The 25,549-nt window shown below is 71.4% G+C and carries 26 protein-coding genes; 12 read left to right on the forward strand and 14 right to left on the reverse strand.

Annotated elements, in window-relative coordinates; genetic code table 11:
* Positions 1-63: 63 nt before the first annotated feature.
* Positions 64-1,446, reverse strand: coding sequence for a glycine--tRNA ligase (locus ABZ854_RS20345; protein WP_361212586.1), 1,383 nt, complete (start codon positions 1,444-1,446; stop codon positions 64-66).
* Positions 1,447-1,617: 171 nt separating this feature from the next.
* Here ABZ854_RS20345 and ABZ854_RS20350 point away from each other — a divergent pair, with 171 nt between their 5' ends.
* From ABZ854_RS20350 to ABZ854_RS20365, 4 genes are all read left to right on the forward strand, one after another.
* A complete protein-coding gene (locus tag ABZ854_RS20350; protein ID WP_361212588.1) occupies positions 1,618-2,586 on the forward strand; it encodes a metal ABC transporter substrate-binding protein in 969 nt (322 codons plus the stop codon).
* A 23-nt stretch (positions 2,587-2,609) separates the two neighbouring features.
* Positions 2,610-3,389 (forward strand): metal ABC transporter ATP-binding protein, encoded by a 780-nt coding sequence (locus tag ABZ854_RS20355; RefSeq protein ID WP_361212591.1) that lies wholly within the window; start codon positions 2,610-2,612, stop codon positions 3,387-3,389.
* On the forward strand, positions 3,389-4,291 hold the full coding sequence (locus tag ABZ854_RS20360) for a metal ABC transporter permease (protein ID WP_361212594.1): 903 nt from the start codon (positions 3,389-3,391) through the stop codon (positions 4,289-4,291). The genes ABZ854_RS20355 and ABZ854_RS20360 overlap by 1 nt, the downstream gene beginning before the upstream one ends.
* 104 nt (positions 4,292-4,395) lie before the next feature.
* Positions 4,396-4,806, forward strand: coding sequence for a transcriptional repressor (locus ABZ854_RS20365; RefSeq protein WP_129309269.1), 411 nt, complete (start codon positions 4,396-4,398; stop codon positions 4,804-4,806).
* Positions 4,807-4,937: 131 nt separating this feature from the next.
* Here the strand turns inward: ABZ854_RS20365 and ABZ854_RS20370 are convergent, their stop codons facing one another.
* The 5 genes from ABZ854_RS20370 to leuA all read right to left on the reverse strand — a co-directional run bounded on the left by ABZ854_RS20370 (position 4,938) and on the right by leuA (position 9,739).
* Positions 4,938-5,777, reverse strand: a complete 840-nt coding sequence (locus tag ABZ854_RS20370; RefSeq protein ID WP_361212597.1) for an isoprenyl transferase — start codon at positions 5,775-5,777, stop codon at positions 4,938-4,940.
* A gap of 26 nt (positions 5,778-5,803) precedes the next feature.
* Entirely contained in the window at positions 5,804-6,553 is a 750-nt protein-coding gene (recO, locus tag ABZ854_RS20375; protein WP_129309267.1) for a DNA repair protein RecO, read from the reverse strand.
* 239 nt (positions 6,554-6,792) lie between these two features.
* Positions 6,793-7,029 (reverse strand): hypothetical protein, encoded by a 237-nt coding sequence (locus tag ABZ854_RS20380; protein WP_361212885.1) that lies wholly within the window; start codon positions 7,027-7,029, stop codon positions 6,793-6,795.
* Positions 7,030-7,136: 107 nt separating this feature from the next.
* Positions 7,137-7,832 carry a TerB family tellurite resistance protein gene (locus tag ABZ854_RS20385; protein ID WP_361212601.1) on the reverse strand — a complete coding sequence of 232 codons (696 nt, stop codon included), beginning with the start codon at positions 7,830-7,832 and terminating at the stop codon, positions 7,137-7,139.
* A gap of 185 nt (positions 7,833-8,017) precedes the next feature.
* A complete protein-coding gene (gene leuA, locus ABZ854_RS20390; protein ID WP_361212604.1) occupies positions 8,018-9,739 on the reverse strand; it encodes a 2-isopropylmalate synthase in 1,722 nt (573 codons plus the stop codon).
* A 360-nt stretch (positions 9,740-10,099) separates the two neighbouring features.
* Between leuA and ABZ854_RS20395 the strand changes: the two genes are divergently transcribed.
* Positions 10,100-11,170, forward strand: coding sequence for a M4 family metallopeptidase (locus ABZ854_RS20395; RefSeq protein ID WP_361212607.1), 1,071 nt, complete (start codon positions 10,100-10,102; stop codon positions 11,168-11,170).
* Positions 11,171-11,190: 20 nt separating this feature from the next.
* Entirely contained in the window at positions 11,191-11,457 is a 267-nt protein-coding gene (locus ABZ854_RS20400) for a protealysin inhibitor emfourin (RefSeq protein ID WP_361212610.1), read from the forward strand.
* Positions 11,458-11,464: 7 nt separating this feature from the next.
* On the opposite strand, the gene ABZ854_RS20405 is transcribed toward ABZ854_RS20400, so the two are convergent.
* Complete coding sequence (locus ABZ854_RS20405) at positions 11,465-12,067, reverse strand: GNAT family protein (protein ID WP_361212613.1); 603 nt, start codon at positions 12,065-12,067, stop codon at positions 11,465-11,467.
* 86 nt (positions 12,068-12,153) lie between these two features.
* On the opposite strand from ABZ854_RS20405, the gene ABZ854_RS20410 reads away from it, so the two are divergent.
* Together ABZ854_RS20410 and ABZ854_RS20415 are read left to right on the forward strand one after the other, a co-directional pair.
* Positions 12,154-13,470 (forward strand): GH1 family beta-glucosidase, encoded by a 1,317-nt coding sequence (locus ABZ854_RS20410; RefSeq protein WP_361212616.1) that lies wholly within the window; start codon positions 12,154-12,156, stop codon positions 13,468-13,470.
* A complete protein-coding gene (locus tag ABZ854_RS20415; protein WP_361212619.1) occupies positions 13,467-14,756 on the forward strand; it encodes an MFS transporter in 1,290 nt (429 codons plus the stop codon). The genes ABZ854_RS20410 and ABZ854_RS20415 overlap by 4 nt, the downstream gene beginning before the upstream one ends.
* Before the next feature lie 9 nt (positions 14,757-14,765).
* Here the strand turns inward: ABZ854_RS20415 and ABZ854_RS20420 are convergent, their stop codons facing one another.
* Positions 14,766-15,614, reverse strand: a complete 849-nt coding sequence (locus ABZ854_RS20420) for an NAD(P)-dependent oxidoreductase (protein WP_361212622.1) — start codon at positions 15,612-15,614, stop codon at positions 14,766-14,768.
* 152 nt (positions 15,615-15,766) lie between these two features.
* Between ABZ854_RS20420 and ABZ854_RS20425 the strand changes: the two genes are divergently transcribed.
* Positions 15,767-16,657, forward strand: coding sequence for a helix-turn-helix transcriptional regulator (locus ABZ854_RS20425; protein ID WP_361212625.1), 891 nt, complete (start codon positions 15,767-15,769; stop codon positions 16,655-16,657).
* 48 nt (positions 16,658-16,705) lie between these two features.
* On the opposite strand, the gene era is transcribed toward ABZ854_RS20425, so the two are convergent.
* Complete coding sequence (era, locus tag ABZ854_RS20430) at positions 16,706-17,659, reverse strand: GTPase Era (protein WP_361212628.1); 954 nt, start codon at positions 17,657-17,659, stop codon at positions 16,706-16,708.
* A gap of 175 nt (positions 17,660-17,834) precedes the next feature.
* On the opposite strand from era, the gene ABZ854_RS20435 reads away from it, so the two are divergent.
* Positions 17,835-19,148: an ammonium transporter gene (locus tag ABZ854_RS20435; protein WP_361212631.1), complete on the forward strand. Its 1,314-nt coding sequence runs from the start codon at positions 17,835-17,837 to the stop codon at positions 19,146-19,148.
* Positions 19,145-19,483 carry a P-II family nitrogen regulator gene (locus ABZ854_RS20440; RefSeq protein WP_361212634.1) on the forward strand — a complete coding sequence of 113 codons (339 nt, stop codon included), beginning with the start codon at positions 19,145-19,147 and terminating at the stop codon, positions 19,481-19,483. Before ABZ854_RS20435 ends, ABZ854_RS20440 begins: the two co-directional genes overlap by 4 nt.
* Here ABZ854_RS20440 and ABZ854_RS20445 read toward each other — a convergent pair.
* From ABZ854_RS20445 to ABZ854_RS20465, 5 genes are all read right to left on the reverse strand, one after another.
* Positions 19,377-20,405: a DUF916 domain-containing protein gene (locus ABZ854_RS20445; RefSeq protein ID WP_361212637.1), complete on the reverse strand. Its 1,029-nt coding sequence runs from the start codon at positions 20,403-20,405 to the stop codon at positions 19,377-19,379. The two genes, ABZ854_RS20440 and ABZ854_RS20445, sit on opposite strands and share 107 nt — an antisense overlap.
* Positions 20,406-20,516: 111 nt before the next feature.
* The gene (locus tag ABZ854_RS20450; protein WP_361212640.1) at positions 20,517-21,845 is read right to left on the reverse strand and encodes a beta-xylosidase; all 1,329 of its coding nucleotides are present in this window, start codon (positions 21,843-21,845) and stop codon (positions 20,517-20,519) included.
* Between the two features lie 190 nt (positions 21,846-22,035).
* Positions 22,036-22,512 carry a hypothetical protein gene (locus ABZ854_RS20455; RefSeq protein ID WP_361212642.1) on the reverse strand — a complete coding sequence of 159 codons (477 nt, stop codon included), beginning with the start codon at positions 22,510-22,512 and terminating at the stop codon, positions 22,036-22,038.
* A gap of 213 nt (positions 22,513-22,725) precedes the next feature.
* Positions 22,726-23,079, reverse strand: coding sequence for a cytidine deaminase (locus ABZ854_RS20460; protein WP_361212645.1), 354 nt, complete (start codon positions 23,077-23,079; stop codon positions 22,726-22,728).
* 28 nt (positions 23,080-23,107) lie between these two features.
* Positions 23,108-23,983: a helix-turn-helix transcriptional regulator gene (locus tag ABZ854_RS20465; RefSeq protein WP_361212648.1), complete on the reverse strand. Its 876-nt coding sequence runs from the start codon at positions 23,981-23,983 to the stop codon at positions 23,108-23,110.
* A 90-nt stretch (positions 23,984-24,073) separates the two neighbouring features.
* Here ABZ854_RS20465 and ABZ854_RS20470 point away from each other — a divergent pair, with 90 nt between their 5' ends.
* A complete protein-coding gene (locus tag ABZ854_RS20470) occupies positions 24,074-25,537 on the forward strand; it encodes an MFS transporter (RefSeq protein WP_361212651.1) in 1,464 nt (487 codons plus the stop codon).
* Positions 25,538-25,549 lie beyond the last annotated feature (12 nt).

Consider the following 25,549-nt stretch of genomic DNA (forward strand, 5'->3'; position numbering starts at 1 on the left):
TCCCTATCTCCGCCTTTTCTTTGACTCGGCGGCCGTCCGGCGCATACCCGTGTTACAGCGGCGTCAGCAGCCCAGCAGGCGGCTGGCCAGGTAGCCCTCGATCTGGTCCAGGGACACCCGCTCCTGCTTCATGGAGTCGCGCTCGCGGACGGTGACCGCGTTGTCCTCCAGGGTGTCGAAGTCGACGGTCACGCAGTACGGCGTGCCGATCTCGTCCTGGCGGCGGTAGCGGCGGCCGATGGCACCGGCGTCGTCGAACTCGATGTTCCAGTGCTGGCGCAGCGCCTGGGCGAGGCCCTTGGCCTTCGGCGACAGCTCGGGGTTGCGGGACAGCGGGAGGACGGCGACCTTCACCGGGGCCAGGCGGTGGTCGAGCCGCAGCACGGTCCGCTTCTCCATCTTGCCCTTGGCGTTGGGCGCCTCGTCCTCGACGTAGGCGTCGAGCAAGAAGGCGAGCATCGCCCGGCCCACACCGGCCGCCGGCTCGATGACGTACGGCGTCCAGCGCTCGCCGGCCTCCTGGTCGAAGTAGGCGAGGTCCTGGCCGGAGGCCTTGGAGTGGGAGGAGAGGTCGTAGTCGGTGCGGTTGGCGACGCCCTCCAGCTCACCCCACTCGTTGCCGCCGAACTGGAAGCGGTACTCGATGTCCGCAGTGCGCTTGGAGTAGTGGGAGAGCTTCTCCTTCGGGTGCTCGTACCAGCGCATGTTCTCCTCGCGCAGGCCCAGGCCGGTGTACCAGTTCCAGCGCTGCTCCATCCAGTACTCCTGCCACTTCTCGTCCTCGCCCGGCTTGACGAAGAACTCCATCTCCATCTGCTCGAACTCGCGGGTACGGAAGATGAAGTTGCCCGGCGTGATCTCGTTGCGGAACGACTTGCCCATCTGGGCGATGCCGAACGGCGGCTTGCGGCGCGAGGTGGTCTGCACCTGGGCGAAGTTGGTGAAGATGCCCTGGGCGGTCTCGGGGCGCAGGTAGGCGACGGAGCCGGAGTCCTGGGTCGGGCCGAGGTGGGTGGAGAGGAGCCCGGAGAACTGCTTGGGCTCGGTGAACTGGCCCTTGTTGCCGCAGTTCGGGCAGTTGACGTCGGCGAGGCCGTGCTCGGGGAGGCGGCCGTGCTTCGCCTCGTACGCCTCTTCCAGGTGGTCGGCACGGAACCGCTTGTGGCAGGAGGTGCACTCGGTAAGCGGGTCCGTGAAGGTGGCGACGTGGCCGGAGGCGACCCACACCTCGGAGGCCAGGATCACGGACGAGTCGATACCGACCACGTCCTCGCGCGACGTCACCATGTAGCGCCACCACTGGCGCTTGAGGTTCTCCTTGAGCTCGACACCCAGCGGTCCGTAGTCCCAGGCGGCACGCTGTCCGCCGTAGATCTCACTGCACGGGAAAACGAAGCCACGGCGCTTGCTCAGGCTGACGATGGTGTCGATCTTGTCGGCGGCCACGGTGCTCTCTTCATTACGACGACGGGCGTTGAAGCGAGATGCTTCCAGCGAATGCTTCAGGGTACCGGCGGGGGCTCCCCCTCAACCAAATCGGTACCGATCATGTGCGGATCGGGGCCCGGCGACCGGACTTGTTGACAATGATTTCCATGTCAGTTGAAAATGACTGTCATGAACAGAAGTCGACGGCTCAAACGCTTCGCCGCCCTCACCTCGGTCACCGCCGTCACCGCGCTCGGCCTCGGCACCCTCTCCGCCTGCTCCACCGACAGCGCGGCCGCGGGTGACACCGGCAGGTTCGACGTCGTCGCCTCCTTCTATCCGATGGCCTTCCTCGCCGAGCGGATCGGCGGCAGCCACGTCCACGTCACCAGCCTCACCTCCCCCGGCCAGGAACCCCACGACCTGGAGCTGAGCCCGCGGCAGATCGCCTCCCTCCAGGACTCCGACGCCGTCCTCTACCTGAAGAACCTCCAGCCCTCCGTCGACGACGCGGTGGCCCAGTCCACCGTGCGGACGAAGATCGACGCGGCCTCCCTCACCACCCTGGAGGAACACGGCAACGAGGTCGGCGGACACGCCGCCGCCCACGACAGCGGCACGCACCCCGAGGGCGCTGCGAAGGACCCGCACATCTGGCTCGACCCGGTGCGCTACGCCCAGGTCGCCGCCGGTGTCGGCAGGGCCTTCGAGAAGGCCGACCCGGACCACGCGGCCGACTACCGCGAGAACACCGCCGCCCTGGTGAGGCAGCTGAACGACCTCGACACCCGGTTCAGGACCGGCCTCGCGCACACGAAGAGCAAGGTCTTCATCACCACGCACGCCGCCTTCGGCTACCTCGCCGAGCGCTACGGCCTCACCGAGGAGGCGGTCAACGGCCTCGACCCCGAGTCGGAGCCCAGCGCCGCCCGGGTGCGCGACCTGGAGCACATGGCCCGGGCCGACGGCGTCACCACCGTCTTCTACGAGACCCTCGTCAGCGACAAGACCGCCAGGACCATCGCCGGCGACGCCGGCCTGAGGACCGACGTCCTCGACCCCCTCGAAGGCATCACCGGGAAGTCGCGCGGCACCGACTACTTCTCCGTCCAGGACGCCAACCTCACGGCGCTCCGAAAGGCCCTGGGCGCCTCATGACCGGCATGGAGGAGGACCGGACCATGACCCTCACCTCGGACGAACCCGTCGTAGCCCTGCGCGGGGTGCGCGCCGACCTCGGCTCCCGTCCCGTCCTGCGCGGCATCGACCTCACCGTGCGGCGCGGCGAGGTCGTCGCCCTGCTCGGTGCGAACGGCTCGGGCAAGTCGACGGCCGTCCGCAGCCTCATCGGGCAGCTGCCCGTCCACAGCGGCACGATCGAACTGTTCGGCACCCCGCACCGCGCCTTCCGCGACTGGGCGCGCGTGGGCTACGTGCCCCAGCGCACCACGGCCGCCGGCGGAGTCCCCGCCACCGTCACCGAGATCGTCTCGGCCGGCCGCCTGTCCCGCACCCGCTTCGGCGTCTTCCGCCGGTCCGACCGGGAGGCCGTCCACCGCGCCCTGGAACGGGTCGGCATGGACGACCGTGCCGGGGACTCCGTCACCGCGCTCTCCGGCGGCCAGCACCAGCGGGTGCTGATCGCCCGCGCGCTCGCGTCCGAACCCGAGCTGCTGATCATGGACGAGCCGATGGCCGGCGTCGATCTGGCCAGCCAGGAGGTGCTGGCCGCGACCCTGCGCGAACAGGTCGCCGCCGGTACGACCGTCCTGCTCGTCCTGCACGAACTGGGCCCCCTGGAGCCCCTGATCGACCGGGCGGTCGTCCTGCGCGACGGCTGCGTCCTGCACGACGGGCCGCCCCCGAAGGCCGTCGGGCAGCATGCCCTTCCGGGCCACGACCACGTCCACCCGCACGTTTCCGCGGGCACCGCATCGACCCGTACGGGATGGCCGGTCTGATGGACTTGCTGAACTACGCCTTCATGCAGCGAGCGCTGATCGCGGCCGTCCTGGTCGGCATCACCGCGCCCGCCGTCGGCATCTACCTGGTCCAGCGCCGGCAGGCCCTGATGGGCGACGGCATCGGGCACGTGGCCATGACCGGCGTCGGCCTCGGCTTCCTGCTGTCCACCTCCCCGGTGTGGATGGCCACGGCCGTCTCCGTGCTCGGCGCCGTCCTGATGGAACTCATCCGCTGGTACGGCCGCACGCGCGGCGACATCGCCCTCGCGATGCTCTTCTACGGCGGCATGGCCGGCGGAGTGATGCTGATCAACCTGGCGCCGGGCGGCTCCAACGCCAACCTGACCTCCTACCTGTTCGGCTCGCTGTCGACGGTGGCCCGGTCCGACGTGACGGCGATCTGCGTGCTCGCCGCGTTCGTTCTGCTGGTCACACTGGGCCTGCGCCGCCAACTGTTCGCGGTCAGCCAGGACGAGGAGTTCGCGCGGGTCACCGGCCTGCCCGTGCGCGCCCTGAACCTGCTGACGGCGGTCACGGCGGCGGTGACGGTGACGGTCGCCATGCGCGTGGTCGGGCTGCTGCTGGTGTCCGCGCTGATGGTCGTGCCGGTGGCGGCGGCGCAGCAGCTCACCCGGAGCTTCACCGCCACGTTCGTGATCGCCGTCGTGCTCGGGGTGGCCGTGACCGTCAGCGGCACCGTCACCTCCTACTACCAGGACGTGCCGCCCGGCGCGACGATCGTCCTGCTGACCATCGCCGCGTTCGTCGCGCTCACCGTCGCCGCCACACCGCTGGCCCGGCGGCGCGCCCGCTCGGCCGCGGCGGGACGGTCCGCCGGTGATCCCGCGGAGTGCTCGATTCCGGCGGGACGGGCGGCCGGCGACGAGGTCGGCGTCTGACCGCCGGCCGTCCGGGCTGGCACAATGGCCCGGGCAGACGCGCGACGGCTCACGACACCCGATGGGCACGGGAGCCCTCGCGAGCCATCGAAGGAGGCAACCCCGTGACGACCGCTGGACCGCCCGTGAAGGGCCGCGCGACCCGGCAGCGGGCAGCAGTGGCGGCGGCCCTGGACGAGGTCGACGAGTTCCGCAGCGCGCAGGATCTGCACGACATGCTCAAGCACAAGGGCGACTCCGTCGGGCTGACGACGGTCTACCGCACGCTGCAGTCCCTCGCGGACGCCGGCGAGGTCGATGTGCTGCGCACGTCGGAGGGGGAGTCGGTGTACCGGCGCTGCTCCACCGGGGAGCACCACCATCACCTGGTCTGCCGTTCCTGCGGCAAGGCGGTGGAGGTGGAGGGGCCGGCGGTGGAGAAGTGGGCGGAGGCCGTCGCCGCGGAGCACGGGTATGTGAATGTGGCGCATACGGTGGAGATCTTCGGCACCTGTGCGGAGTGCTCCGCGGGGTAGGCCGGGAAAAAACGCCGGGTGCGGTGCGTTTTCGGGTGCGGGTGCGTTGTGGCTTGTCGCGCCCGCGCGACGGAGCCGCATATCGGATACGGCCCCGCGCCCCTTACGGGGCACGGGCGTGCCGTCGGTCGTCAGTTGCTGTCGGGGCGGCCCTGCATGGCCTCTAGTTCCTCGTTGGGGATGGCGCCGCCGAAGCGGCGGTCCCGGGAGGCGTATTCGACGCAGGCTCGCCAGAGGTCGCGGCGGTCGAAGTCGGGCCAGAGGACGTCCTGGAAGACCATCTCGGCGTAGGCGCTCTGCCAGAGGAGGTAGTTGGAGGTGCGCTGTTCGCCGCTGGGCCTGAGGAAGAGGTCGACGTCCGGCATGTCCGGGTAGTACAGGTACTTCTGGATGGTCTTCTCGGTGACCTTCGCCGGGTCGAGCCGGCCGGCCCTGACGTCCTCGGCCAACGCCTTGGCCGCGTCGGCGAGTTCGGCACGGCCGCCGTAGTTCATGCAGAAGTACAGGGTGAGCAGGTCGTTGTCCTTGGTCTGCTCCTGGGCGACCTGGAGTTCCTTGGCGACGGACTTCCACAGCCTGGGCATGCGGCCGACCCAGCGCACCCGGATGCCGAGGGCGTCGAGCTGGTCGCGGGTCTTGCGGATGAAGTCGCGGTTGAAGTTCATCAGGAAGCGGACCTCGTCGGGCGAGCGCTTCCAGTTCTCGGTGGAGAAGGCGTACAGGGAGATGTTGCGGACGCCGATCTCGATGGAGCCCTGCAGTACGTCCAGTACACGCTCGGCGCCGACCTTGTGGCCCTCGGTGCGGGGCAGCCCGCGGTCCTTCGCCCAGCGGCCGTTGCCGTCCATGACGATCGCCACGTGGCCCGGGACCAGTTCGCCGGGGAGCTTCGGCGCACGGGCGCCGGACGGGTGCGGCTCCGGCGCCCTGTACTCGCGGCGCTGCCGGCCCAGGATCCCGCGTACGACCATGTGCTTCTCGTCTCCCTCTGCGACTTCTAGGACTTCTCGACGTACCGAAGGGAACGCAGTCCGCGCTCCAGATGCCAGTGCAGGTAGGCGGACACGAGGCCGCTGCCCTCCCGGACGTAGCGCGCCTCGCACGCGTCCGCCGTCTCCCAGTCTCCCGTAAGCAGCGCGCCGAGCAGAACCAGGGTCTGCGGCGAGGGTACGACGCTGCCGGGCACCCGGCAGTCGACGCAGACGGAACCGCCGGAGCCGACCGAGAAGAACCGGTTCGGTCCGGGCATTCCGCACTTGGCGCAGTCGCCGAAGCTGGGGGCGTAGCCGTTGACGGCGAGGGAGCGCAGCAGGAAGGCGTCGAGGACGAGGTGGGGGGCGTGCTCGCCGCGGGCGAGGGTGCGCAGGGCGCCGACCAGGAGGAGGTACTGCTGGACGGCCGGTTCGCCCTCGTGGTCGGTGAACCGCTCGGCGGTCTCCAGCATGGCCGTGCCGGCGGTGTAGCGGGCGTAGTCGGCGACGATGCCGCCGCCGTACGGGGCGATGGTCTCGCTCTGCGTGCACAGCGGGAGCCCGCGTCCGACCAGTTCGCTGCCGCGCGCGAAGAACTGCACGTCGACGTGGGAGAAGGGCTCCAGCCGGGCGCCGAACTTCGACTTGGTCCGCCGCACCCCGCGCGCCACGGCCCGCACCCGCCCGTGCCCCCGCGTGAGCAACGTGATGATTCGATCTGCCTCACCCAGCTTCTGGGTGCGCAGGACGATGCCGTCGTCCCGGAACAGGCTCATGACCGGCCCCCGCGGACCGCCGGCCGGGGGTACGGGGGTTGTCCCCCGGAAAACCGCGGCATGATTCGATCTGCCTCACCCAGCCTCTGGGTGCGCAGGACGAGGCCGTCGTCGCGGAACAGGCTCACGGTGCACCCGGTTTCTGGTTCTGGGGGTGCGGCGCGTGGGCGGCGGGGCGGGGCGGGGTCATGTCTCCATTCTGCCCGTCCGCGCGGGCGTTCGGGGCCGGGGACGGTGGTTCAGGGCGCCTCGTCCGCGCCGCCGGCATGTGCCCGGGGCTCGGTGGGGGCCGCCGCAGCGCTCCTTCGTTCCGCCTGGGTGGCCCGGCGGACGGCGTCGGGGCCGGCGTCCCATTCGCGGCCTCCGCCGTAGGGCCGCAGCTGGACGTAGGGGCCCTCGTGGCCCATGACGATACCGATGCGGCCGGTGCGGGTGTCGACGGCGCTGGAGCCGACCGGGAGTTTCTTCGCGTCCACGTCCCGTCGATCCCCTGCCCCCGGCAATTTCACTCTTCGCGTCCCCCGGGTGACTCACCGCGTCTACACTCGGCCGGAGTCTGTCCGCGAGCCCGGGCGCCGGAGCCTCAGGACGGGGTGCGGGCCGCGGCCAGGAGGCGGGTCACCTCCGTCGTGCCGATGGTCAGGGCCGCACCGATCGTGGTGAGGGCGTCGCGTTCGGCGGGCGTGTAGGGGCCGTCGGCCAGCGCGATGCGGGCGGCCTGGAGCAGCAGGGACTCGCGGCCGGCCGGGGCGAGGTGCGGGGCGAGGGGGTCCAGGGCCTCGTGCAGCTCTATCACCAGGCTCGCGCCGCAGGGCTCGCCGAGGACCCGGCCGGTGTCGGCGGCGACGGCGTCGACGAGGGCGGCCAGCTGTTCCTCGGTGCAGTCGTCGAAGCCGACCGCGCGGACCGTGCACGCGGCCGTCTCCAGGGCCGTGCGCGAGCCGGTGCCGCCCGCCGCGAGCACGGCGAGGGCGACGGTGTGCACGGCGTCGCGGAGCATCACGGAGAAGCGGCGGGTGGTGGGGTGGTCCAGGACGTCGGTGCCGAAGTGGTGGCGGCAGGCCGCGCACTCCACGACGGGTCCGGTCACCCCGCGGGGCAGCAGGGGCACCCCGAGGAGGGTGAAGCGGCGACGGCCGGTCAGCCGCTGGTAGTTGCGGTCGCCTCCGCAGCCGGGGCAGTAGAACTCGCCGTCGCCGACGGGCGTCCAGGCGGTGCGGGTGCCCAGGATGTGCACAGCCCTGGTGGCACGGTCGTCTCGTCCCCGTACTGGCAGCACGTCGCACCTCCATAACCGCACGGCAACATCGCCGTGCTGGCGTGATGTTAGCCACATCACGGAGGCTGAGTCAGTACCTCGTACGAGACCTTTCCGTGACCTCGGGGGCGCGGTGGCCGAAAGAGACGGGGCCCCGGCCGCCGTGCGAGGCGGCCGGGGCCCCGAAAAGGCCCGGTCGGGCGGGGTCAGCGGGCCGCGCGGTTCACCGCGGAGACGACCGCCTTCAGCGACGCACGCGTCGTGTTCGCGTCGATGCCGATCCCCCACAGAACCTTGCCGTCGATCGCGCATTCGATGTAGGAGGCGGCCTGCGCGGAGGCGCCCTCGCTCATCGTGTGCTCCTGGTAGTCCAGCAGGCGTACGTCGATGCCGATGGACTCCAGGGCGTCGAAGAAGGCCGAGATCGGACCGTTGCCGGAACCGGTCAGCACCGTGTCCTCGCCGTCGACGGTGGCCTCGACGGTCAGGGTGTCCACGCCGTCGGTGTCGGTGGTCGACTGGCCGGTCCTGACCTGGATACGGCCCCAGGGGTTGTCCGGGTTGGGCAGGTACTCGTCCTGGAAGACCGCCCAGATGTCCTTCGGCGTGATCTCGCCGCCCTCGGCGTCCGTCTTGGCCTGGATCAGCTTGGAGAACTCGATCTGCATCCGGCGCGGCAGTTCCAGCTTGTGGTCGTTCTTCAGGACGTAGGAGATTCCGCCCTTGCCGGACTGCGAGTTGACGCGGATGACGGCCTCGTAGGAGCGGCCGACGTCCTTGGGGTCGATGGGCAGGTACGGCACCGCCCACTCGATGTCGTCGACCGTGACGCCCTTGGCCTTCGCGTCGGCCTCCATGGCGTCGAAGCCCTTCTTGATGGCGTCCTGGTGGGAGCCGGAGAAGGACGTGTAGACCAGGTCGCCCACGTACGGGTGGCGCGGGTGGACCTCCATCTGGTTGCAGTACTCCCACGTACGACGGATCTCGTCGATGTCGGAGAAGTCGATCTGCGGGTCGACGCCCTGCGAGAACAGGTTCATGCCCAGGGTGACCAGGTCGACGTTGCCGGTGCGCTCGCCCTGCCCGAACAGGCAGCCCTCGACGCGGTCGGCACCGGCCATCAGCGCCAGCTCGGCCGCCGCCACCGCCGTACCGCGGTCGTTGTGCGGGTGGACGGACAGGCAGACGTGCTCGCGGCGGGACAGGTTGCGGTGCATCCACTCGAAGCGGTCCGCGTGCGTGGACGGGGTGGAACGCTCCACGGTGGCGGGCAGGTTGAGGATGATCTCGCGGCCCGGACCCGGCTGGTAGACGTCCATGACCGCCTCGCAGACCTCCAGCGCGAACTCCAGCTCGGTGTCGGTGAAGATCTCCGGGGAGTACTGGTAGCCGAACTCGGTCTCGGGGCCCAGCAGTTTCTCGGCGTACTCGATCACCAGGCGGGTGCCGTCGACGGCGATCTGCTTGATGTCGTCCTTGGAGCCGCGGAACACCACCCGGCGGAAGACGGGGGCGGTGGCGTTGTACAGGTGGACGTTGGCGCGCCGGGCGCCCTTCAGGGACTCCACGGTCCGCTCGATCAGGTCCTCGCGGGCCTGGGTCAGGACGGAGATGGTCACGTCCTCGGGGATCGCGCCCTCCTCCTCGATGATGGAGCGCACGAAGTCGAAGTCGGTCTGGCCCGAGGCGGGGAAGCCGACCTCGATCTCCTTGTAGCCCATCTTGACCAGCTGGTCGAACATCCGGCGCTTGCGCTCGGGCGACATCGGGTCGATCAGGGCCTGGTTGCCGTCGCGCAGGTCGGTGGAGAGCCAGCGGGGAGCGGTGGTGACGCGCTGCTCCGGCCAGGTGCGGTCGGGGATGTCGACCTGGTCGTAGCGGCCGTACTTGTGGATCGGCATGGAGGTGGGCTGCTGGCGGTTCGCCATGATGCGTGGGCTCCTCAGGGTGTCCGGTGGTCCGGAGATCCGGGTGGCCGGCCGACGACGCAACGCCAGAGCACCGCGGGGAGGGAGTCGGCCGTGTCTACAGGCCCTCGCCGCGGCAGCTAAGGAGAAGCAGCCCGAAACGCATGATGCTCCGCAGCGTAGCCGAGTCGTACCGGGTGCGGCGGTCCTGTATCAGTATGCGGAACGCGGCGGGCAAAAGGGACGAAAAGTGCGGTACGCCACGTCGCCCTCACGGCGGCATACCACTCCGTGACGCTGCGCGACCACGAATGTCCCCGTATTTCACCAATCATGGTTGCGAGTAGTGACAGTCGCGTCACACAGTGCAATGGTGCGGGCATGACCACCAACGGGGGCTTTGAGCCCGTCTTCTGCACGATCGTGCCGCCGCACGTCCTCGACAAGCTCGCCCGGCACGGGGACTCCGCGCTGTCCGGACCGGCCCGCCGGTCCCTGGAGCACGACGCGTACCAGCGCACCAAGCGCCGGCTGACCACCGTGATCGGCGCGCCCGCCGTCGCCCCGCCGGCCGGGGCCGCAGCGGACCGGCCGCACCGCACCATCTACGACGCGCAGCACCAGCAGGACCTGCCCGGCACCAAGGTCCGCGAGGAGGGCTCCGAACCCGGCGCGGACGCCACCGTCAACCGTGCCTACGCGGGCCTCGGCGCCACCTTCGACCTCTATCTGAAGGTCTACGGCCGCCACTCCATCGACGGCGACGGCCTGCCGCTGGACGCCAGCGTGCACTTCGGCGAGAACTACGACAACGCCTTCTGGAACGGCGAACAGATGGTGTTCGGCGACGGCGACAACGAGATCTTCCTGGACTTCACCATCCCGGTCGACGTCATCGGGCACGAACTGACCCACGGCGTCACCCAGCACACCGCCAACCTGGACTACTACGGGCAGTCCGGCGCCCTCAACGAGTCCGTCTCCGACGTCTTCGGCTCCCTGATCAAGCAGTACTCCCTCGGGCAGACCGCCGCCGAGGCCGACTGGCTGATCGGCGCGGGACTCCTCGCCCCGCGCGTCACCGGCAAGGCCCTGCGCTCGATGAAGGCGCCGGGCACGGCGTACGACGACGACGTCCTCGGCAAGGACCCGCAGCCCGCCACCATGGAGGACTACGTCCGCACCGGCCAGGACAACGGAGGCGTGCACATCAACTCGGGCATCCCGAACCACGCGTTCTACCTGGTGGCGACGGCGATCGGCGGCAACGCCTGGGAGAAGGCCGGGCAGATCTGGTACGACGTGCTGACCGGCGGCGAGCTGCACCAGGACGCCCTGTTCGCCGACTTCGCCACGCTGACCGTGAAGGCGGCGCGGGAGCGGTACGGCGCGGGCGACGAACTCCAGGCCGTGCAGAAGGGCTGGGAGCAGGTCGGGGTGCGGACGCTGTAGATCCGTACTAGACAAGGGCCATGCGGATTCGAGTACGACGCACCGGCGGCTTCGCCGGGATCGAGCGGCGGGCCGAGGTGGATACCGCCGGGCGGGGCGACGCGGAGGAGTGGGAGGCCCTGGCCGAGCGGGCGGTGGCCTCCGGCCGGGGTGAGCCTGGGCGGGGTGTGCCCGACGGGTTCCACTACGAGATCACGGTGGGTGAGCGGACTGTGTACGCGGCGGATCCTCATCTGACCGAAGAGCAAAGGGAGTTGGTGTCGCGACTGCTGAAGGAAGGGGCGTGACGGGCCATCAGTCGGCTGCGGCGCCGTCGTGGCTGGTCGCACAGTTCCCCGCGCCCCTTTGGAGCGCGGTACTCACCCACTCCTCTTGGAGCATTCCGAAGATCACCTCGTCGTGCCATTCCGTGCCTACGCGTATCGCCTTGCGGCGGCGGCCCTCCTCGGTGAAGCCGAGGTTGGTGAAGGCTCGGACGGCGCGGTCGTTGCCGCTCCAGGTGTCCAGGTCGACGCGGTGGAGGCGGCAGGGGCCGAAGAGGTGGTCCAGGAGGAGGCTCAGGGCCTCGGTGCCGTAGCCGCCGTTCCAGTGGTCGCGTTCGCCGATGGTGATGCCGGCGGTGGCGCGGCCCGCGAACGTGTCGAGGTCCCGGTAGTCGGCCATGCCGATCACGCGGCCGCCGTCGCGTTCCTCGACGGTGAACGTCGCCGTTTCGCGCGGGTCCTGGCGCAGCTGGGCCTCGTGGAAGCCTTCCAGTGCCTCCCGGCTGATGGGGCCGAAGTTCGGGTGGCCGCCGGTGGCCCAGTGCACCACCTCGGGGTCGTTGCGCCAGCCCAGGTGGGCTTCCAGGTCCTCGGCGCGCAGGGCGCGGAGTCGTACGAGCTTTCCTTCGATCATCCGGTGAGGATAGGGATCTTCTTCCGTGAGCGCCTTTCCTTTCTTGGGCGTTGACTTCTGTTACCCCGGGTAAGGATGATCCGCGCATGGCGACTGATGCGGGCAATCCGATACCGCGGTTTCCGGACGGTTTCGTGTGGGGTGTGTCGACGTCGGCGCATCAGATCGAGGGGGCGGCGGACGAGCGGGAGCCGTCCGTGTGGGACGTGTTCACCGGCGAGCCGGGGCGGGTGAAGGACGGCTCCACGGCGGAGGTGGCCTGCGACCACTACCACCGCTACCGCGAGGACGTGGCCCTGCTGGCCGGTCTCGGGGTGGACGCGTACCGTTTCTCGGTCTCCTGGCCGCGGGTGAACTCCCCCGGCGGGCTGGACTTCTACGACCGGCTGGTGGACGAGCTGTGCGCGGCCGGGGTGGCGCCCGTGCCGACCCTGTTCCACTGGGACCTGCCCGCCTCGCTGGACTGGCTGGAGCGGGACACGGCGGAGCGTTTCGCCGCGTACGTGTCGGTGGTGGCCGAGCGGCTCGGCGACCGCGTGGGCAAGTGGATCACCCTCAACGAGCCCGCCGAGCACACCCTGCTGGGGCACGCCCTGGGCGCGCACGCCCCCGGCAGGCGGCTGCTGTTCGACGCGCTGCCGGTCGCCCACCACCAGCTCCTCGCCCACGGGCTCGCGGTACGGGCCCTGCGCGCGGCCGGCGCCCGCGACATCGGCATCGCCAACTCCCACGGCCCCGCCTGGGCCGCGTCGCAGAAGGACGAGGACGTGGCGGCCGCCGGGTTCTACGACACCCTGCTCAACCGCCTGTTCGCCGAGCCGGTCATCCTGGGCGAGTACCCCGACGGCCTCGGCGAGCTGATGCCGGGGGACGTCGCAGCCGACCTGAAGGTCATCGCCGAGCCCGTCGACTGGTACGGCGTCAACTACTACGCCCCGACCCTGGTGGGCGCACCCCAGGGCACCGACACCGAGTACGGCGGGCTGCCGCTGCCCGCCGAACTCCCCTTCTCGGTGCGGGAGATCGAGGGGCGCCCGGTGACGGACTTCGGCTGGCCCGTCGTACCGGAGGCGCTGACCGAGCTGCTCACCGGCTTCCGGGAGCGCTACGGCGACCGGCTGCCCCCGATCGTCATCACCGAGAACGGCTGCTCCTACGAGGGTGTCGACGACCAGGACCGGATCGCCTACCTGGACGGCCACGTCCGGGCGCTGCACGCCGCGTCGGAGGCCTGTGTGGACGTGCGCGGCTACTTCGTGTGGTCCCTGATGGACAACTTCGAGTGGGCGGAGGGCTACGCGCGCCGCTTCGGTCTGGTCCACGTCGACTACCAGACGCTCAAGCGCACCCCGAAGGCCTCCTACCACTGGTTCCGGGACGTGCTGCGGGCGGCGCGGGGATGAACACCGTCCGGGCCCCGTGCGCGCCGGCCGAGCCGGTGCTGCCGGTCGGCCGGGGCTGGACGGCGGCGCTGTCGCTGGCCAACGGGGCGATCTGGGTCGGCTGGTTCGGCCCGTTGCAGATCCTGCTCGCCTCCCAGGCGAAGGACTTCGCGCCCGGTGCCGGGATGTCGAAGGAGTCCCTCCTGGCCTGGGTGACCGGTGCCGGCGCAGTCGTCTCGCTGGTCGCCAACCCGGTGTTCGGCGCGCTGTCGGACCGGACCACGGCCCGCCGTGGCCGCCGTACGCCGTGGATCGTGGCCGGGACGGCGGGCGGCGCGCTGTCGCTGCTGCTGCTCGCGGGCGCCGGCGGGCCGTGGTCGATGGCGGCCGGCTGGTGCCTGGCGCAGCTCACCCTCAACGCGGCGTTCGCGGCCGTCACGGCGGCCGTCCCCGACCAGGTGCCCCGGCTCCAACGGGGCGCGGTGGGCGGCTGGCTGGGGGCGGCGCAGATCCTCGGCGTGGTCGGCGGCACGGGCCTGGCGACGGCGGCCGGCGGGATCACGGCCGGGTACGTGGCCTGCGCGGTGTTCACGCTGCTGGGCGTGCTGCCGTACGTGCTGCGCTACGACGACCTGCGGCTCGCGCCCCAGGACCGGCCGCCCTGGTCCTGGCGGGCCTTCGTGGCGGGATTCTGGCTGAGTCCGCGCCGCCACCCGGACCTGGGCTGGGCGTGGCTGACCCGGTTCCTGATCAACCTGAGCAACTCCCTGGTCCTGCTGTACCTCCTCTACTACCTGCGCGACCGCGTCCTCCCCCACTCTCGGCTTCGCTCGAGCGGGGGGACCCCCATCGGCGACCCCGAGCGGGGCGTGCTGGTGCTGACGGCCGTCAACAGCCTGACGCTGGTGGCGACCGTCGTGGTGGGCGGGGTGTGGTCGGACCGGGTGGGGCGGCGCAAGCCGTTCGTGGTGTGGTCCGGGGTGCTGATGGCGGTCGCGACCGCGGCCCTGTCCGCGTGGCAGACCTGGCCGGGCGCGATCGTCGCCGCGGCCGTCCTCGGCCTCGGCTTCGGCGTGTTCACCTCCGTCGACTTCGCGCTGATGACGGACGTCCTGCCGAAGGCCGCTGACCGGGGCAAGGACCTGGGCGTGATCAACGTGGCCAACGCCCTCCCCCAGGTCGCGGCGCCCGCCCTCGCCGCGCCCCTGGTGAACGACCTGGGCGGCTACCGCACCCTGTACCTGGTGGCCGCGGTGACCGGGCTGGCGGGGGCGATGCTGGTGAATCGGATCCGCGGCGTGCGGTGAGCCGGTACGTCAGAGCGCTCCGGCGTCGCGGGCGGCCCACACGGTCGGGTAGTACGGCCGATAGCCGAGTTCGCGGCGGATGCGGTCGGTGGAGAGGATCCCGTGCCAGGGGTCGGGGTCGGTCTCCTCGGAGTCCGGGAGCGGGGCGCCGAGCAGCTGGTGGAGTTCCAGGGCGGTGACGGGGGCGTCGTCGGCGATGTTGTAGGCGCGGCCGTCGGCGCCGGGGGCGTACAGCAGGCGCAGCAGGCCCTGCGCCACGTCGGCGACGTGCACGAGATGGTGCCGCTTCGTGGCGGGCTGGTGGGCGGTCCAGCGGGTGATGTTCGGCAGGTGCGGGTCGCCGTCGCCGTAGACGAAGCCGAGGCGGCCGATGCGGAGGTCGAGGCCGTCGAGGGCCAGCAGGCCGCGCTCGGCCGCCACCTTCGACTCCGGGTACGTCATCCACATGGCCCCGCCGGGCACGGTCTCGTCGTCCTCGACGTGCGGCCGGCCGCGTCCGACGCCGTACACCAGGCCGGTGCTCGTCTGCACGAACCGCCGTACGCCGGAGGCGACGGCCGCGCGGCCCAGTTCGAGGGCGGCGTCCCGGTTGACGGCCCACACCTCCTCGTCGGGCACGCCCCGGAAGGCGGCGGCGATGTTGACGACGGCGTCGGCGCCGGCGAGGGCCTTGCCGAGGACCTCGGTGTCCCGCAGGTCGCCGACGACGACCTCGGCACCGAGGTCGGCCAGTGGGCCGGCCCGGCCGGCGTCACGGACGAGTACGCGCACCTGCTCCGCCGGCGCCCGCCGGGCCAGCAGCCGCTGCGCGAAGCCGCGTCCGACCTGGCCGGTGACACCGGTGACGAGTGTGAGCATGGGTTCCTCCCGGTGGGATGCGGTGGATCGCTGGTGGATCCTCCGTGGGCTGCTCCCACCCTCCGGCCGCGTCGTCCCGGCCGGGAGAGACCTTTCGATCAGGGGATCGGCAGTCCCTGGATAACCGACGTCCACTGGACGACCCTGGAGGTGTGAACCGAGCCGAACTCGCCGACTTCCTGCGCCGCGGCCGGGCCCGCCTCGACCCCTTGGACGTGGGCCTCGCCCCCGGCGCCCGGCGCCGCACACCGGGCCTGCGCCGGGAGGAGGTCGCGTCGCTGGCCGGCATGTCGGTGGACTACTACACCCGGCTGGAACAGTCCCGGGGTCCGCGCCCCTCCCGCCAGATGCTCGCCGCACTGGCCCGCGCCCTGCGGCTGACCGCCGACGAACGGGACCACCTGTTCCACCTGGCCGGTGAGGAACCGCCGCGCCGGGACACGCCGTCGTCCCACGTCCGGCCGGGGCTGCTGCTGGTCCTGGACCGGCTCCACGACGCGGCGGCGCAGGTGGTCACGGACTGCGGGGAGGTGCTGGCGCAGAACGCCCTGGCGAAGGCGCTCGTCGGCGACGCGTCCGCCCGCCCGGCCCGGGAGCGGAACCTGACCCGGCGCTTCTTCTTGGACCCGACTGCCCGCACGCTGTTCCCGCCGGAGGATCTGCCGGGGCACGCCCGCGTTCACGTGGCGAGCCTCCGGGCAGTGGCGGCGGCCCACCCCGACGACCCCGAGCCGGCCGCCCTGGCGGCCGAACTCCGGTCGGCCAGCACGGAGTTCGCCCGCCTCTGGGACGAGCACGAGGTGTCGCTGCGCCGTCCCGGCACCAAACGTTTCCGGCACCCCGTGGTGGGGCTGCTGGAGCTGGACTGCGAGGCCCTCCTCAGCAACGGCCACCGCACCCACCTCATCATCCACACGGCCCGCCCGGGTACGGAGTCCCACGAGAAACTCCAGCTCCTGAGAGTGGTGGGCCTCCAGAACATGTCCGGCCACCCGAGCCGGGCGGGCGGTGGAAAACCCGGGGTCCGGGGCGAAGCCCCGTGACGGCCACCACCCGACCAAGCGAGTCGGGTGGGCGGGTGGGCGGGAAACTCAGAACCCCAGTCGCCGCAACTGCTTCGGATCCCGCTGCCAGTCCTTCGCGACCTTCACGTGCAGATCGAGGAAGACCGGCGTCCCCAGCAGCGCCTCGATCTGCTTGCGGGACTTGATGCCGACGTCCTTCAGCCGCTTGCCCTTGGGGCCGATGATGATCCCCTTCTGGCTTGGGCGCTCGATGTAGAGGTTGGCGTGGATGTCGAGGAGCGGCCGGTCGGCAGGACGGTCCTCGCGCGGCAGCATCTCCTCCACGACCACCGCGATGGAGTGCGGCAGCTCGTCGCGGACGCCCTCCAGGGCCGCCTCCCGGATGAGTTCCGCGATCATGACCTGTTCGGGCTCGTCCGTGAGGTCGCCCTCGGGGTAGAGGGCCGGGCCCTCCGGCAGCAGCGGGACGATCAGGTCGGCCAGCAGGCTCACCTGCTTGTCGCCGACCGCCGACACCGGCACGATCTCCGCCCACTCGAAGCCCAGCTCCTTGCCCAGGGCGTCGATCGCGATCAGCTGCTCGGCGAGGGTCTTGGAGTCCACCAGGTCGGTCTTGGTGACGACGGCGATCTTCGGGGTCTTCCTGATCCCGGCCAGTTCCTTGGCGATGAAGCGGTCGCCGGGGCCGATCTTTTCGTTCGCCGGCAGGCAGAAGCCGATCACGTCGACCTCGGCCCACGTCGTGCGGACGACGTCGTTGAGGCGCTCGCCGAGCAGGGTGCGCGGCTTGTGCAGGCCGGGGGTGTCGACCAGGATCAGCTGGGCGTCGGGGCGGTGCACGATGCCCCGCACGGTGTGCCGGGTGGTCTGCGGCTGGTTGGCGGTGATCGCCACCTTCTGCCCGACCAGAGCGTTCGTGAGGGTGGACTTGCCCGCGTTGGGGCGGCCCACGAAGCAGGCGAAGCCGGCACGGTGGGGGGCCTCGGCCGGCTGCTCGGATGACTGGGTACGCACGCTCATGGCGCCCATTCTCCCTGATCCACCGGACCGCGCCGCACCGGCGGTCCCCACCGGCTCTTGGTGTGAGCTTGACGAAACCCGCACGCAACGAAACGTCACGGAAACACACCCGTACGCGACCGGAAACGCACGCCGGTGACGCTTCCGACGAGCCCCCACACCGCTGGAGACGCCCGTGACCCTCGCAGCCGCTCACCTCGACACCGGCGACACCGCCTGGCTGCTCGCCTCGACCGCCCTCGTCCTGCTGATGACGCCCGGCCTGGCCCTGTTCTACGGCGGCATGGTCCGCACGAAGAGCGTCCTCAACATGCTGATGATGAGCTTCGTGTCGATCGCCCTGGTCACGGTGGTCTGGCTGGCCGGCGGCTACTCCCTGGCGTTCGGCGACGACATCGGCGGCGGACTGATCGGCGGCCTCGGCGAGGCGGGCATGGCGCACCTCGGGCCGGGCAGCGTCCACGGCTCGGTGCCAACCCTTCTCTTCGCCACCTTCCAGCTGACGTTCGCCATCGTCACGGCCGCCCTGATCAGCGGCGCCGTCGCCGACCGCACCAGGTTCTCGGCGTGGCTGGTGTTCGTGCCGGTGTGGACGCTGCTCGTATACGTTCCGATCGCCCACTGGGTGTGGGGCCCGGGAGGCTGGATCGGCGCGAAACTGGGGGCGCTGGACTTCGCGGGCGGCATGCCGGTGGAGATCGCGTCGGGTGCGTCCGGGCTCGCGCTGTGCCTGGTCCTCGGGCCGCGCCTGGGCTTCAAGAAGGACGCCATGCGCCCGCACAACCTGCCCATGGTGGTCCTCGGCGCCGGTCTGCTCTGGTTCGGCTGGTTCGGGTTCAACGCGGGCTCCGCGCTCGGCGCCAACGGCCTCGCCGCGGCGGCCTTCCTCAACACGCTCGCGGCCGGCTGCACCGGCCTGCTCGGCTGGCTCTTCGTCGAGCAGCGGCGCGACGGCCACCCGACGACGCTGGGCGCGGCGTCCGGTGCCGTCGCCGGCCTGGTCGCGATCACCCCGTCGTGCGGCACGGTCTCGCTGCTCGGCGCGCTCGTCGTGGGCCTGGCCGCCGGTGTCGTGTGCAGTTACGCGGTGAGCTGGAAGTTCAAGCTGAACTACGACGACTCCCTGGACGTCGTCGGCGTCCACCTGGTCGGCGGGATCATCGGCACCCTGCTGATCGGCCTGTTCGCCGAGAAGGCGATGACCGGCCGTGTGGAGGGCCTGTTCTACGGCGGCGGGCTCGCCCCGCTCGGCCGGCAGCTGGTGGGGATCCTCGCCGTGGCCGCGTACGCGTTCGCGGTGACGTACGGGCTCGGCAAACTGCTCGACAGAACGCTGGGCTTCCGGGCGAGCGAGGAGCACGAGTACACCGGACTGGACCTTACGGTGCACGCCGAGAGCGCCTACGATCACGGGGTCCTGGGGCACGGCGCCCCGGTCGGCGCGTCCCCCGTCGTCTCCTCCGCGCAGAAGGTCAAGTCCCAGGCATGAAGCTCATCACCGCGATCGTCAAGCCGTACCGCCTCGACGAGGTCAAGACCGCCCTGCAGGAGCTGGGCGTGCACGGCATGACCGTGACCGAGGCCAGCGGCTACGGCCGGCAGCGCGGCCACACCGAGGTGTACCGCGGGGCGGAGTACCGGGTCGACCTGGTGCCGAAGGTCCGCATCGAGGTGGTCGTCGACGACCTGGTCGCCGACGATGCGATCGACGCGATCGTCAGGGCCGCGCAGACGGGGAAGATCGGGGACGGGAAGGTGTGGGCGCTGCCCGTCGAGACGGTCGTACGGGTGCGGACCGGCGAGCGCGGTCCCGACGCGCTCTGACCAGCAGGGCGCCCGTCACCACTCCGGTGGCGAACACCAGGGCCGCCACGAGCCAGGGCAGCGCCAGGAAGGACGCGCTCGCCGACTGGCGGGTGCCCGGCGCGCTCGCCGTGAGCGTGAGGGCGGCCCGGTTCAGCTGGGGCGCGCCGTGCCAGGACTCGGTGAGCGTGACGTGCTGGCCCGGCAGCAGCTCGGAGGGGACCCGGGTCAGGTCGCGGTCGAGCAGCGTGCGCCCGAACAGTCCGCGCGCCCTGAGGTCCACCTTCGGGTGCAGCGTGACGTTCCCGGTGTTGCGCAGCGTGTAGGTGATCGTCGCCGTGCTGTCGCCGAGGCCCGGGACGAGGGGCTGGTGGTGACCGATGTGCACGTGTTCGACGGACAGGGCGGGCAGTGTGGGGCCGTCGACCCGGAGGTAGACGCGGGCGCCGACGGCCCGCTGCACGCCGAGCGCGACCCTGCCGCTGCCCGGGTCGACGTGTTCGTCCAGGGCGACGATCGCGCCGGGGTGGTCGCCGGGTTCGGCGCCCTCGGGGACGCGCAGCGTGAACGGCACGGTGACGGTCTTGTGCGCGGGCACGGTGATCCGGGTCTTCGCGGTCCGGGCCCAGGCGCCCACCCCGTGCATCGTCTCCTTCACCGTGCGCACGGCGAAACCGCCGTCGCGGGCGGTGTTGTAGGCGTCGGCGGCGTACAGCCGGAAGGTGAGCGGCCGGCCCGTCTTGTTGGCGACGGCCACCTTGTCGGTGACGGTCTGCCCGGGGTCGGCGGAGAGGTAGAAGTAGGGGCGCGCGGCGATCCTGGAGGCCACCGGGTAGACGGACCAACTGCCGTTGTCCGCGGCGTGGGCGGGTGCGGCGGTGCCGGCGAGGAGCAGGCCGAGCAGGCTCAGAACGCTCAGGAGGAGGGCGTGCGGCTTGCGCATGGGTGCGGACCCCCACGGGCTCGGATGGCGGGCGGTCGGGCGGGTGCGGACCCCGCGTCGGTGGTACGGCGGCGTTGCGTGTGCCGTACGGCGGGGCGCCCGGCCGGTGGGTCAGGTGAGGGTGAGGGTGAGGACGCCGGAGTACGAGCCCGGAGGCGTGAACGCCGGTACGTCCAGGGAGAGTCCGGCGTCGACGGTGAACTCACCGCCGGTGACCGTGCCGTCCGGGGTCGACGCCAGGGTCGCTCCCGTCAGGCCCACGGTGCCCGCCGAGCCGGCGTTGCAGGTGCTGGGGCTGCCCGCCTTGGTGGCGCAGGCCGGCGTCCAGCTCAGTCTGCTCGCGTCGATCTTGGCGCCGGGACCGGTGAAGTCGGTGACCTTGCCGGTCAGGGACCAGCCCGCGGGCCCGCCGCGGAAGTCCTTGACGGTCACCGACTGGAGGGAGCCGGTCGAGGCGCCGCCCTTGCCGAAGTCGACGGCCGAGAGGGCCACGGCGTCCCCGGCCTGGGTCATCGACAGGGTGCCCGCCTTGACGGTGGTGGTCAGCTTCTGGCTGCCGGGCGGCACGGGCGTGTTGTCGTTGACGACGTAGGCAGCGGGGCCCGCGCCCGTGTCCGAGTTCCAGGAGGCGCCCTCGTACGCCACGATCCCGGTCGTCGTCTTGTCGTTGACGGTGAGGGAACCGCTGAAGGAGCCCTGGTCGTTCGCGGTCACGGTCGCGGTGTCCGCTGTCTGGGTGTCCCCGGCCCGCCCGGCCAGCGTGACGCTCGCGCCCGGCGTGAAGTTGCTGCCGCTCACGGTGACACTGGCGCCCGGGTCACCGGAGGCCGAACTCAGTGAGATCGCCCGGGTGTTGGCCGGGGTGCCGTCGGTCGCCGTGATCGTCCCGGACGCCGGGGCGGGCGGGTTCGTGACGGTGCACGGGGTGTCCAGCTCCATGATGTAGCTGGTGTGGATGTTGTAGTCGCCCGGCGCGAGGGTGATCTGGCCGGCCTTGGTCACGGTGAACGTGCCGGTCATGGAGAACGACGGGAACGCCGCCTTCCCCGGCACCGGCGGGTTCTTCTTCGGACCGGCGACGGTCACGTCCCCGGTCTGCGCGCCACCGAGGGTGACCTTGCCGGTCGGCGTCATGATGTCGGCCGGCAGCGCCAGGTCGGTGGGGTTGCTCGCGGCGGCCGTGACCACGGTGTACGTCACGGTCACCGTGTCGCCGACCTTCGGGCTGGTGTTGTCCACCGCCACGTTCGCGGTGGTGGTGCCGTCGATCGGCGGCAGGCCCGCGATGGCGGGCGGGATGCAGTGCGTGGCGAAGTCCACGTTCGTGCCGGCGGCACCGGCCGGGCAGGCCAGCGCGCCGCCCGCGGTGACCGCGAGCGCGGTCGCCCCGAACAGTGACGCCCAGCGCCACCGTCGGGATCTTCGGGGTGTCGAACCCATGGGGCCCCCTCCTGAGGGTTGCTGGCGCAGCGGCTCGTCTGCGCCGACAGGGGGCATTGATGTGGAGCGGGCGTGAGAAGTCAATGGAGATGCCGCAGAAAACTGACGGAGCATCAGTTTCCGCGGCATCCGGGGGAGTTCCGGCAGGAACCGGAACAGATCACTCACCCCTCCCGCGCTCTGGTCCCGCTCAGTCGAAGACGAACGGACCGGGCGACTGCGGGGCGGTGGCCGTGCAGGTGACGGTGATCCCGAAGATCACCATCTTCAGCGAGCCGCCGTAGGCCTCCAGACTGTCCCCGGAGGCGACGGTGCCGCTGAGGGGTCCGACGCTGACCGGGTCGCCACTGGCCATGGCCGGGTTCTTCGTCCCGCTGAAGGCGGTGGTGCCGCCGCCGGCCTTCACCAGGGTGAGGGTGGAACTGATCGAGTCCTGCGCCACCGGGACGGGCGCGCTGATGGCACTGGACGTGAGGGTCATGGTCGCCGAGGTGCCGCTCTGGGTGGCGGTGAGGGTGGCCGAGCCGCCGCCGAAGATGCCGCAGCTCGCCGATATGGTCGCCGTCTGTGGGGTGACGGCGGCCGCGGTGGGTGCGAAGGCGAGTCCGGCGACCGCAAGGGCCCCGGCCGCCACTGCCGCACCTGTGACTGTTCGCTTGCCTCTCATGGGGATCCGCTTCCCTTCCCTTGTGGGAATGCCATGTGGGGATGGACGGGAACACGCTCCGACGAACGGCAGGCCGTGCGGGCGGGTGCGGACACACGGCACGGCGATGCGGATCTGACGGGTCGTCGGACACTACGCCTTCATTGACCCGTACGCCCCGGACCCCCACAAGGTTGAATTCCAGCCGACCTTTCGTTCGGTCGGCGGAACTACTCAGCCGGCGCTGACCGTCACCCGGACCGTGCCGTCGGGCCCCGCCAGCAGCACCGGCGTCGCGGCGCCACCCAGGTCCGCCACGGCGGCCCGGTCCTCGGCGGCGACCTCCGCCGCGTCGCTGACCACCACGGCCGCCTCCAGGGACTTCGCGCCCGACGCCACCGCCATGGCGACGGCCGTACGCAGCGCGCTCAGCTCCAGCGAGGCGAGCGAGACCGATCCGGCGACATACGTCCGCCCGGTCTCGTCCCGTACGGCCGCCCCCTCCGGCACACCGTTGCGGGCCCGCGCGGAACGGGCCAGGGTCACGATCTTGCGGTCCTCGGGGTCAAGCGCGCTGCTCTCGGTCATGGACAGAGCATACGAAGCCCGGACGCCCTCACCCAGCCACGGGGTACATCGTGCCGCGCCTGCCCTCCGGAGAGGCGAGCCACTCCAGCTTCGCGGCGGTGTTCGCCTCCTCCAGCGGCGTGTGCAGCACGATCGACAGGTCGGGCCGCGCCGGCACCTTCATCGCCGTCGACTCCACGACCAGCAGCCCGACCACCGGATGGTCCAGCTCCTTGCGCACCTGCCCCTGGTCCTCGATGTCCCGCTCGGCCCACAGCGCCACGAACTCGGGGCTCGCGGCGCTCAGCTCGTCCAGCACCGCCTGGTAGCCGTCGTCCCCCGGGTGCGCCGCCGTGGCCGCCCGGAACTGCGCGACGACCGTGCGCGCGTTCCGCTCCCAGCTCTTGCTCCGCGACCGGTACAGCGGGTCGGTGAAGAAGTCGACGAGGCAGTTCTGCGTGATGCCGGGCCGCATGCCGAGCACCAGCGCGGCGGCGTCGTTGTACATCACGCAGTTGTAGTACGCGTCCATGATGTGCGCCGGGTACGGCATCCAGGTGTCGATCAGCCGCCGCAGCCCGTCGCTCATGTCCCGCTTCCCGGGCGCCACTTCGGGCGCGGGCGGGTTGAGCCCGGCCAGCACGTACAGATGCCGGCGCTCGGCGTCGCTGAGCCGCAGCACCCGGGCCACCGAGTCCAGGACCTGGGGGGAGACGGAGATGTCCCGCCCCTGCTCCAGCCACTGGTACCAGGAGGCGCCCACCCCGGCGAGCACGGCCACCTCCTCACGCCGCAGGCCGGGCGTACGGCGCCGGGCCCCGCCGCTCGGCAGGCCCGCCTCCTCCGGGCTCACCCGGGCCCGCCGGCTCATCAGGAACTCCCTCAGCTCCCGCAGCCGGCGGCTCTTCAGCTCGTCCTGAGCCACGTGACCGCTCCCCCCGTCGTGTCTGGTGGTGCCACCACCACCATAAGTTCCGACTCCCCACCATTGTTCCGGGCGCCGGATGCTCTTGCCATGGCGATCGACACCTCCACCCGGCCCACCACCGTCCCCGAAGTCCAACCGCTCGACGACCCCCGGCTGTCGACGCGTGACAAGCTCGTCCTCTTCGTCCTGTGCGCGGCCCAGTTCATGGTCGCGCTGGACTTCTCCGTCCTGAACGTGGCCCTGCCCGACCTCGGTTCGGACCTCGGCATGAGCCGTTCCGCGCTGCAGTGGGCGGTCACCGCGTTCGCGCTGCCCTCCGGCGGCTTCCTGCTGCTGTTCGGCCGGATCGGCGACCTGTACGGCCGCCGCAAGCTGTTCCTGGCCGGGCTCGCCCTGTTCGGCGCCGCCTCGGTGCTGTCCACCCTGGCCTGGGACCCGGCGTCCTTCCTCACCGGCCGCGCGCTGCAGGGCCTGGGCGCGGCGGCGATCGTGCCGACCGGCATGTCCCTGCTGACCACCACCTTCCCGGAGGGCCCGGCCCGTGACCGCGCCCTCGGCATCTCGGGCACGCTGCTGTCGCTGGGCTTCACCGTCGGCATGGTCGCGGGCGGCGTCCTGACCGACGCGCTCGGCTGGCGCTCCACGATGGCCCTGCTGTCGGTGTTCGCCCTGATCGTGCTGCCGCTGGCCCCCGGTCTGCTGCCCGAGTCCCTCCCCCATAGCCTTAAGGGCATGGGAGGTGCCCCCATCCCGGAGCGCCCCCGGCTGGACGTGCCCGGAGCCGTCTCCGTCACCGGCGGTCTGCTCGCCCTGATCTACGCCCTGTCCACCGCCGCCGACCACGGCTTCGGCCGCGCCGACGTCATCACCACGCTCGTCGCCGGCCTCGCCCTGCTCGCGGTGTTCACCGTCGTCGAGTCCCGTTCGGCCGCTCCCCTGGTCTCCCTGCCGATGCTGCGCCGACGCACGGTCGCGTGGGGCAACGTGGGCGGTCTGGTCACCTTCTCGATGATGTCGACGGTCATCTTCGTCCTGACCCTGTACCTCCAGGAGACCCTGCGCCTGTCCGCGTTCGAGACCGGCCTGGTCTTCGGCGTCCAGGGTGTGCTGTCGGCCGTCGCCGGCACCCTCGCGCCGAAGGTCATCGGCCGCTTCGGCGCCCGCCGCACCCTCGTCGGCTCGCTGGCCGGACAGGGCGCGCTGATCGCGAGCCTGCTCCTGCTGAACGCCCACACCTGGTCGGTGTGGGTCGCGGTGGCCGGGGTGTCCCTGGCGAGCATGTGCCACCTGGGCGCGATCATCTCGTACGGCCTCACCGTCACCTCGGGCGTCCCGGACGAGGAGCAGGGCCTGGCCACCGGCCTGGTCACCTCCACCCAGCAGGTCGGCATCACCGTCGGCATCCCGCTGCTGGGCGTGCTGGCGACGACCTCCGACGACCTGCTGGCCGGCGTCCACACCGTCCTCGCCCTGGACGCGGCGATCGTCCTCGCCGCCGCCGTCCTGGTCGGCCTGGGCCTGCGCCGCAACGGAACCCGGAGCCGGGCCTGAACCGCCCCCCGA

Source organism: Streptomyces sp. NPDC047028 (assembly GCF_040644095.1).
GTDB lineage: Bacteria > Actinomycetota > Actinomycetes > Streptomycetales > Streptomycetaceae > Streptomyces.